We start from the raw sequence: 1411 nt of genomic DNA on the forward strand, positions 1-1411 counted from the left end.
CGCGCTGACCGGTGGTGTGGTCGAACAGGCCGAACTTGGTGGCGATCACGACGCCGTCGCGGCGGCCCTTGAGGGCGCGGCCGATGATCTCCTCGCTGCGGAACGGCCCGTAGATCTCGGCGGTGTCGATGTGCGTGACACCGAGGTCGAGGGCGCGGTGGATGGTGCGGATCGACTCGGCGTCGTCGAGGGCGCCTTCGGAGGTGTAGGTGCCGGCCATGGTCATCGCGCCGAGGCCGATGCGGGAGACCTCGAGGTGTGCAAGACGTGCGTTCTTCATCGGATGGTCCTTCTGGAAGGAGTGGGCGCGCGGTGGCGGGGCGGGTGGCCCCGCTGCCCTGTCGACCGCCGGATCAGCGGGTGAGGCCGCCCTCAGTCGTCGCTTCTGATGCCCACCCGGCGCAGAACCGGGACACTGAACCGGAACGTCGTCGGGTTTGGACCGTGGGGCAACGGTGCGGGCAGGGTCGGGGGTTGGTGGACTGGTCGAGCGCGAGGGTCGACTTGCCTAGAACTTTGTGATGCGGGAGTCGTCGAGGGTGGAGGTGCATTGCGGCGGCGTCCAACTCGAGAGCAGCTGCAATGCGTCGTGGTCACGAGATCCGGGCTGAGCTGAGTAGGCGATGAGCTGTAGTCCGCGGTCGTTGCTGAGGTCGAGTGCTTCGTAGGCGAGATCGAGGTCTCCGACAACCGGGTGCGTCAGCGACTTCACGCCGGTGCGGTGTTCGCGGACGTCGTGCGATGCCCAGAGGGTGCGGAACAGCGTGCTACAGGTGGCGAGCTCGCCGACGAGGTCCGACAGGTCGCGGTCGTGTGGTGCGCGTCCCGCCTCGCTACGCAGAAGTGCGACCGTCTGCTGCGCTGCGCCGTCCCAGTCGCGATAGAACCCTTCGGCGCGGGGGTCGAGGAAGACGAAGCGGGCGAAGTTCGCGGGTCGCCTGGGCTGTACGTAAAGTTCGGAAAAGACGGCACGGCCGAGCCTGTTAATGGCGATGAGGTCGAGGCGGCTGTTTTGCACGAACGCGGGCACGGTGTCCATGGCGTCGAGCAGTTGCTGCACGCTGGCCCGCACGGTCTGCGCACGCGCCTTCGGGCGTCGACGACTCGGCTGGGCGCCGTCGTTAGCGGCTCTGACGAGGTCGTAGAGGTGGGAGCGCTCGGCGTCGTCGAGCTGCAGGGCGCGGCTGATGCCCTCGAGCACGGACTCGGAGACGCCGGTGGCGTTACCGCGCTCGAGGCGTACGTAGTATTCGACGCTCATCCCAGCCATTAGGGCGACCTCTTCGCGACGAAGTCCGGGAACGCGCCGACGGCCGCCGAAGTCGGGAAGGCCGACGTCGGCGGGGGTGAGCCTGCCCCGTCTGGTGGTCAGGAACTCACGGATGTCGCTCCGGATGTCCATGACAGGGAG

General features: G+C 67.8%; 2 protein-coding genes. Both read right to left on the bottom strand.

All coding sequences use genetic code 11. The annotated features are described in order from the left end of the window. Window positions 1-280 (bottom strand): aldo/keto reductase (locus tag ACFCZN_RS21325; protein WP_430558096.1); only part of this gene is annotated, 280 nt, incomplete at its 3' end. 228 nt (window positions 281-508) lie between these two features. After that, window positions 509-1411 (bottom strand): helix-turn-helix domain-containing protein (locus tag ACFCZN_RS21330; RefSeq protein WP_430558097.1); only part of this gene is annotated, 903 nt, incomplete at its 5' end.

The organism is Isoptericola sp. NPDC056134, from assembly GCF_042264825.1.
GTDB classification, from domain to species: Bacteria; Actinomycetota; Actinomycetes; order Actinomycetales; family Cellulomonadaceae; genus Isoptericola; species Isoptericola nanjingensis.